At 53.4% G+C, this 8,286-nt stretch carries 5 protein-coding genes; all 5 read left to right on the plus strand.

The annotated features are described in order from the left end of the window. The first annotated feature begins 75 nt into the window (after positions 1 to 75). Positions 76 to 1,296: a serine hydrolase domain-containing protein gene (locus AC2FIR_RS09040; protein WP_496762163.1), complete on the plus strand. Its 1,221-nt coding sequence runs from the start codon at positions 76 to 78 to the stop codon at positions 1,294 to 1,296. Positions 1,297 to 1,325: 29 nt separating this feature from the next. Beyond that, positions 1,326 to 2,996 carry an amidohydrolase gene (locus AC2FIR_RS09045; RefSeq protein WP_496762167.1) on the plus strand — a complete coding sequence of 557 codons (1,671 nt, stop codon included), beginning with the start codon at positions 1,326 to 1,328 and terminating at the stop codon, positions 2,994 to 2,996. Between the two features lie 778 nt (positions 2,997 to 3,774). After that, positions 3,775 to 5,538 carry an adenylate/guanylate cyclase domain-containing protein gene (locus AC2FIR_RS09050; protein WP_496762170.1) on the plus strand — a complete coding sequence of 588 codons (1,764 nt, stop codon included), beginning with the start codon at positions 3,775 to 3,777 and terminating at the stop codon, positions 5,536 to 5,538. A gap of 892 nt (positions 5,539 to 6,430) precedes the next feature. After that, positions 6,431 to 7,579: a hypothetical protein gene (locus AC2FIR_RS09055; RefSeq protein WP_496762173.1), complete on the plus strand. Its 1,149-nt coding sequence runs from the start codon at positions 6,431 to 6,433 to the stop codon at positions 7,577 to 7,579. Positions 7,580 to 7,911: 332 nt separating this feature from the next. After that, positions 7,912 to 8,286, plus strand: a 375-nt coding sequence (locus AC2FIR_RS09060; RefSeq protein WP_496762176.1) for an adenylate/guanylate cyclase domain-containing protein, incomplete at its 3' end; no start/stop codon positions are given.

Below are 8,286 nucleotides of genomic sequence, written 5' to 3' on the forward strand. Positions count from 1 at the left end.
TCGGGCCGACCCCTTCCAAAGTTTTATTAACCTGACTGCGGCCCCTGTTTGGGTCGCCTTGCGGGAGCATGGAAAATGCAAAACAGCAAATCCGGCCCCAGGCCCAAAACAGCGCGTGAGATCGGCATCATGCAGGGTTTCCCGCCCCCGCCTGAGAAACGCCCGTCTCTCGAGAACTGGGACCTCGCCCCATTCAACCGCTGGACCTTCCAGAACATGCGTAGTCTGTTTCCCACGGTCGATGTTCGTCCGGGCCCGAATGCCCGAGAACTGATACAGGCGCCCCGTGACCTGCTGGATACGGAGTTTCAGACCTTTGACGACCGCCAACTATCGGTCGGGAACTGGCTGACTGAGAGCTACACGGATGGCTTCCTAGTGTTGAAAGGCAACCGGCTTTTAACCGAGATGTATGCCAACGACTTTACTCCGGACACCGCACATTTGGGGCAATCTGTCTCCAAATCCCTGATCGGCTCTCTGGCCGGTGTGCTTCACGGTGAAGGCAAGCTGGACCTCTCGGAGCCGCTTGACAATATCGTACCGGAACTTGCTGGGACCGGCTATGCCGGATGCACTGTAGATCAGGCGCTCGATATGCAATCCGGCGTGCGCTTTACCGAGGATTATGGCTTTCCGGATAGTGACATGACACGCGTAGATGTGGCGTCGGGCTGGCGCCCGGTTCGCAAGGGAGAAATCAAACCTACCATTCGGGATGTTATTCTAACTTTGCCCCGGGAAAGACCCCATGGGCAGGCGTTTTCTTACCGCTCGATTGAGACGGATGTCATCGCCTGGGCCTTGGAACGTGTGAGCGGCGAAGACCTTGCTTCGCTCTTGTCCAGCCGGATCTGGCAAAAGATTGGCTGCGTGCATTCGGGCTTTTTCACTGTAGACGACGCCAAGACAGCACTCGCTGACGGCGGGTTCAACGCAACTCTTCGGGACTATGCCCGCTTTGGCCGCATGATGGCTGATGGTGGCAAGGTCGGTGACCAGCAAGTAGTGCCGGAAAGCTGGGTTTCTGGGATTTGTTCGGGAGCGGACCCTTCAAAGCACGGTGACCCGTATGACGTGCTGTCCCCTCAAGGGGCATACCGAAGGTTTTGGTGGGTTCACGACCCGAGGCGCGGCGTGTTCATGGCGCGCGGAGTTTTTGGTCAACTGATCTTCATTGACCTGACCGCGGACGTGGTTATCGTCAAGCTTTCCAGCTGGCCCGACTATCTGATCCAGTCCTTTAGCCACGATGCCGTGCGTGCCTGCGAGGCAATCATTCGCGCGCTTGAGTAGTTCAAACCATCACTGACACAAGAGGCCGCATGTCGCCAACACCTGATCTGATCATCCTCAACGGTTCTCTCCTGACCTTTGACGACGCCACGTCGAAGGCTTCGGCCCTGGCAATTCAGGGCGGCATAATTGTGGCTGTTGGAAACACCGACGACATCCGTACTCTGGCTGGGAATGGAACCAAAATCATCGACGCTGCGGGCGGCACCGTCATGCCTGGCTTTATTGATAGCCATGTCCACCTTTTCGGTGGAGCGGCCGAGTTGGGCATGTTGGACCTGCGCGAAACGACAGGCGCGGATGCTCTGACAAACGCATTGCGAGCCTTTGCGGCCGAGCACCCCGACGAACCTTTGCTTATGGGGGTCGCCGCCGACTACGAAATTCTTGGCCCCGGCGTCACAACGACACGGCAAGATCTGGATCGCATCCTGTCCGAGCGCCCGGTTGCGTTAATGTCGGCCGACCACCACACCGTCTGGGCAAACACAATTGCCTTGGAAAAGGCGGGCATTCTTCACGGCGGCGGCGTTCCCCCCGGTTCGGAAATCGTGATGGCTGGGGATGGTACCGCACAAGGTCAACTGAACGAAACCGGTGCTTTTGGCCCTGTCCTGCGCCTGTCGCAACTGGGAGGGCGCGATCTTCTGGGGTATGTTACAGGAGCGGACCCCGTGCCACCCGCAACACCAGAGGAACGCGCCTTTGACAAGGAAGTCATACTGCGTGGCCTGAAGCACTGCGCATCCCACGGGATCACGGGGTTGCACAATATGGACGGCAACTTCTATCAACTTGAGCTGCTAAGTGAACTTGAGGCCGAGGGGCGACTTCCGATCCGTGTTCAGGTGCCCATGCACCTTAAGAACACCGACCCTCTGGATCGGTTGGAAGAGGCCGATGAAATGCGCCGTCGCTTTGCGTCGGATATGGTTTGGTCAGGGCGCGTAAAGATGTTCATGGATGGCGTGCTGGACAGCTACACAGCACTGATGCTCGCGCCGTATCCGGGCAAGCCGGAAAGCCTCGGCGATGCTGTATTCAGTGCCGAACACTTTAACGAAGCCTGCATTCGCGCTGATGCAATGGGTTTGCAACTCAGCACGCACGCAATTGGCGACGGTGCCGTTCGGCGCACGCTGGACGGTTACGAGGCTGCGCGCAGTGCCAACGGCGCACGGGATTCCAGACACCGGATCGAGCATATCGAGGTGATAGACCCCTTGGATCTGCCCCGTCTGGCAGCCCTCGATGTCGTTGCCTCTCTTCAACCATTGCATTCACCCGCTGGAGGATTGTTTTCTCCCTATTCGGCCGGAGATATTCTGACAACCGAGCAAATCCCTTTTGCGTTCGCGTGGAACAAAATACGCGAGAGTGGCGCCAAGATTTGTTTCTCGACGGATTGGCCAGTCGTTCCCGTCGACACAATGATGACGATTGCCGGAGCGGTAAACTGCAATGAGCTGCCATCGCCCTGGCAGGACAACCGTCAAAGCCTTATGGCCACGCTTTCCGCTTATTCGCATGACAATGCGTGGCTGGAGTTCAACGAGAATCAAAAGGGCCGTCTGAAGTCGGGATATCTGGCCGACATTGCCATTCTCGAACAGGACCTGTTTTCGATTGAGGAAAACCAATTAGCAAATGTGCGCATTGCTGTGACCGTTTGTGGAGGCGCCGTTTCGCATACAGCTTGAAATGCTAAGCATCGATTGTATTAGTGCTTAGAGAACTTCTTTTAGGCCGCGACGATTGTCGGCATTTCGCAGCAAATCAGACCTTGGCCTCGAGCGCAGCGAATGACTACTTCCCGCCCACTGCGGAGGATGCTGCGCCAAGAAGCAAGGTCCAGTTTGGGCTCGACCCGGTCATTCAGGTCTTTTGTTCAGGTGACTGGTTATAAGCGTATTGCCGACGTTCAGCGGAAAACTTTCGAAACCCCGACCATGAACGACCGCTTCGCGCGGGGGCGGACGGCGGCCAAAAATAGGGCTATGTCCGAGTCGCGGACGGAGCAGCCATCGTCTGAAGTTCAGTATTTTGTTGTGTCGGCAAAGAAGCCACAAACGCACAATAATCCACAAAGAGGTCCAACTAACGCCAAACCTATGTGGTGACTTCACAATGCAGAGGTCAACTCTGCATTCTCCCTGTTGGACTGACCGGCGCATTTGCGCCGGTCTTTTTCCTTTTCAGTCACGTGCCCCTATTGTGGTTGTGACAGTGCAATTATCGCATATTGGGTAGAGATGGTCGCAGGCTAAAGTCAGTCATTTGCTGCGCCCTCAAGCGTGTCTTCCAAACTGATGACCATTTCGGCTCTGAGCCGTCTTTCGCCGCGCTCCGCCTGAATGACCGCTGTGCGGACTGAATCGACACAAATTTAGGGTGCCGATTTCAATTCAGGCACCGCTGTAATTCTTGCGTCGATCAAATGGTTTGCTCGAGGTCACATACTCTAAGTTATAGTGAAGTATGCTTGGCAAAGGGACTCATAGACGCCTTGCGGCCATACTCGCTGCAGATGTTGTCGGCTTCAGTCGCCTTATGGAACGCGACGAAGTCGGTACGCTTAGAAGTCTCAAGGCTACACTTCGCGATACTCTTTTCCCAAAGATTTCTGCGCGCGGCGGACGGGTCGTTAAGGAGATGGGCGACGGTTTGCTCGTGGAGTTTCAAAGCGTAGTCGATGCAGCACAGTGTGCATGGGAAATCCAGGAAGAACTTCGGATATCCATCAGCCCTGACCGAGTCAGACAGGTGCAATTCAGAATGGGTATCAACGTCGGCGACATCATTGTCGACGGTGACGACGTGTTCGGCGAAGGAGTAAATATCGCCGCCCGATTGGAAGCGCTATCCGATCCTGGCGGTGTAACTTTTTCTGGTGAGGCCCATCGTCATTTGAAGAACAAAGTAGACCTGACATTCGAAGATCTCGGCTATCATCATCTAAAAAACATAGGTGAACCAATTCGGGTATTTCGACTCGCGTCAAACACAGCATCCGATCTACAGGTAAGCACCCTGGACTTGTTTACACGACCCACCCTCGCCGTGCTTCCGCTGATTAATCTAACTGGGGACCCAGATCAGGAATACTTTGCTGACGGGTTGACCGATGACATCATTACGGCACTCTCTTATTGGCGTTCGTTCCCTGTAATCGCGCGTGACTCCTCGTTCGCGTTCAAGGGTAAACCGATCGACATCCAAAATGTGGCGGTCTCTCTTGGAGCTCGTTATGTCTTGCAGGGCAGTGTCAGAAAGGCTGACAATCGTGTGCGGGTTTCGGCGAAGCTGATCGACACAGCCAGCGAGCATCATGTCTGGGCGGAGAATATTGACGGCAACTTAATCGACGTTTTTGAGCTACAAGACGAGATAACCGAGAAGATCGCAGCGTGTATTGTCCCCGAACTCGAGAAGGCAGAACGAAGGCGTCTCTCATACCAAGCCAATGTTGCCGGTGCTTGGGATCTGCATCAGCGTGGTATGTCCTATTTCTACAAAACAACTAGGGAGGCAAACGCTACCGCCCGTCAGTTTTTTCGCAAAGCAATCTTAGCAGACCCGAAGTTTGGCTCAGCTTATGCGTCGCTTGCATTTAGCTATCACGCAGAAGTCGCCATCTGGCAGGCGGCAAACCGAGAAGAAGTTTTGTCAAAAGCGATCTCGGCCGCCTCCAAAGCAATTGAACTAGACGATACCGATTCATACGCTCATGCTGTGTTGGGAACCGTCTACTTGCGCCAAGGAGAGCATGAGAGATGCCTGACCTGCTGCAGACGCGCAGTGACCTTGAACCCCAGCAACGCACTGGCACACGCCATCCTTGGTAATGCGCTTTCGTTCGCAGGATCTCCCAATGATGGCATTCTCAGTATACAGAGGGCCCTGCAACTAAACCCCTATGATCCCAACGCCCACTTCTACATTAACATGATTGCGCGCTCTTATTTGACCGCGAAAGATCACCATTTGGCTGTTCAATATGCACGCGAGTCAATCGGCAGACGTGTGGAACACGCCTTTGCCCATATCGTGTTAGCATCTGCATTGGGTCATTTGGAGCTACTGGACGAGGCGCGGGAAGCGATTAATGACGCGGAACGCATTGACCCTGGCCGAATCAATATGGAGATCGACATTCTTCCCAGCGTATTCCGTAACTTAGATGACGCGAACCACGTCATAGAGGGTCTCCAAAAAGCGGGGTGGAGGAAAACGAGCACCTAATATCGCCGCCTAGAAGGGTATGCTGGCGAGTTCGGCACCTACACTTGACCGTCATTGAAATACCGCTTTGGGCTCGAAGCGGTCATCTGAGTCTTTCAGTCAGATGACGGCTCAGGAACGGATAGCGGTCATTATCGGTGGTCATTCCGAGAATTTTCGCCTGAAGTTCTGCATTGAACGGCAGCGGACATTCGCAAAAATCCGCTGAACGACTACTATGCGGACCAAGCTGCCGTTTGCTGCGGCGCAGAGCTCCGGAATCAATTGAAGGATTGCTCAGCAGGCGGAGCTGACGAACAGAGTTATCTTTCGCTGTCGGACCTAAAAGCGCGGACCCTCATCGCCCATCTCAGGGCAAAAGCCTTCTTCCACTACAGGATCGATACATAGCTTGCGGCGGACGCTCTATTTAGAAAAAAGGCCAAAAGAAGAAAATACAGCAATACGGGAAAAGCAATCATAGCCTTCCTTATCGAAGATTTTAGGGCGCCATTTTTGTGTGGGCTAAAAGTTTCGACCTTGGTGTAACTTAAAGGTGGGAATAGATCCCTTTTGCTTTGCTTAATCATAGTCAACTCGTGAAAAACTGACTAATCTCTTTCAAACCCCACATTAACCGAAGATTAACGCTCAAATTATTTCAGTTTTGGCGTTTTTTTTGACCGCTTTTGGAGACAAAAACTCCAAGCCAATTACTATTGTCAACAGTATTAATGCTTCCCCAGTGATTCTTTTGGGAGTAACGGCTAAGCTGTTAATGTTAAATTAAAAATATCCACTCCGAAATGTCGGATCGTTGCCACATTCTGGCCCCGTTTTGACAACACTCTTAAGTGTGGCATTTGCACGTCGCCGCTAATCTGTATTTCGCTAAGTAAAAAGGATTTCTTACGTGTTGAACTTCCTTAAAGTGAGTGTCTCCGCACTCGTGCTGTCTGCATTTGTAGTCGCGCCAATCGTGACCGTTTTCGCCACCGATTACGCATATGCAAAAAATGGTAACGGAAAAGGTGGGGGCAACGGCGGCGGAAAAGGGGATAATGGAGGTGGCAACGGTGGCGGAAAGGGCGGCAACAGCGGTGAAAAAGGTGCCAAAAAGGGATGGGGTTCCGACAAAACGCTAAACGGGACAAGAACGAAGTCTGCCAGCAAAAGTCATAAATCAAAGAGCGGCAGTCGTTTGGGTCGGGCTGTGAAGGAAGACTTTCAGGCCTTGGGCCGTAACCTGAAGCAAAACGGTGTCAAAGGTCTATTCAAAGGGAACAAGGCACGGACCACCACAACACGAACAAGTAATGCGAGTGTCGCGCAATCCCCGAGACCACCAAGCAGAAAAGCAAAACTCCTTGATGATGGCACGCTTGCCCCGCGTAACCTCGGCAAATTGAATGGTGCCATTAACTCCAGTGTAAATGCAAAACTCGCGCATATCGCGAACGGACAGTATGCGAAAGGTACAGGGCCGGTGAGCCTGGCCGCTGGCCTCGCCGTAGCCGACGCAAATTTCAATCATGTCATGGGTGAAGATTACGACTTGAGCCCTGAAGAAGTGAAGGAAATTGCTGCGGCGTATGACTATTTGGACACGGCTCCGATGACGCTGGAGGAAGCTGAACAGGTTCTTGCCGATGAGGCGGCCACCCCCGGTACGATTGCGCCCGAAGACTTGGAAACCGCACAAGCGGTGAAAAATGCGCACGACGTAACAACAGATGAAGACGGAAATAAGATAGGGCAGCCGACCGACGATCAGTTGGCGGCTGCGGAGGCGGTGCATGACGCGGAAGCCAGCCTGTTGGGGCACTACAAAGGCGACTTTTCTGACGACACAATCATCGCGGAGGAACAGCAAGACCGCGTCCTTGGAGCCGTCCGCGCCTCCAATCCCGATGAAGAATCGGTAAAAGCCACGCTTGGCACTTCGGACGACGGAAGCCTTTATGCCGACGGCCAGGAGGACGATGATGTTGATGGAGAAGCGGAGGGAGCAAATCAAACCCCGGATGAAGAGCCGGAAGACGAATTTGCAAGCAACGGATAGATGTAATGTAAGAGGCCTCAGAGCGGGAATTTAGACGCCTTCTTTGATATTGCCAGCCTCCAGTTGGATTGAACCCGATTTATGCATTAGGTGCCACTATCGCTACTAAGTGGACAACCTAAAACACAACTTCCGCGAAACAACCATGTTCGCTTTGGGCTCTGAGCCGTCTTTCGCTGCAACTTGCTTGAACGTCTACTTTGCGGACGAAGCCGCCATTCGTTGCATTGCTTTGATGGTGCCCAGAGGCCGCTTCACCCGTTTCAAAAGATGACAATACCTGAGCGTTGTCTTAACCTTGCTTTATGAGAGCTCGCCTGGCCGTAATCTTGATGGCTGACCTGGTCGGCTATACGTCCGCAATGGAGGCGGATCAGTCGCTCGCAATCGAGCTGGTCCACGAACTTCGGGATAAACTACTGGAACCAGAGGCCGTACAAAGAGGCGGCGAAATACTGAAGCGTATGGGCGATGGATGGATTATTGCCTTTCCTTCAGTATCAGCGGCAATCGAAACCGCTCAATTTGTGCAATTGGGATTGGTCGACCATAAGAAAATCAGGCTGAGGATGGCAGCGCATCTCGGTGAGATCGTTCAAGACGAGGCCGACATTTATGGCGCCGGTATAAATATCACCGCCCGCCTGCAAACCGAAGCGCCACCCGGTGGTGTGATGATCTCCGAAGACCTTAAGCGGCAGTTGGAC

The sequence above is a fragment of the Ruegeria sp. CDSB136 genome (assembly GCF_059610965.1).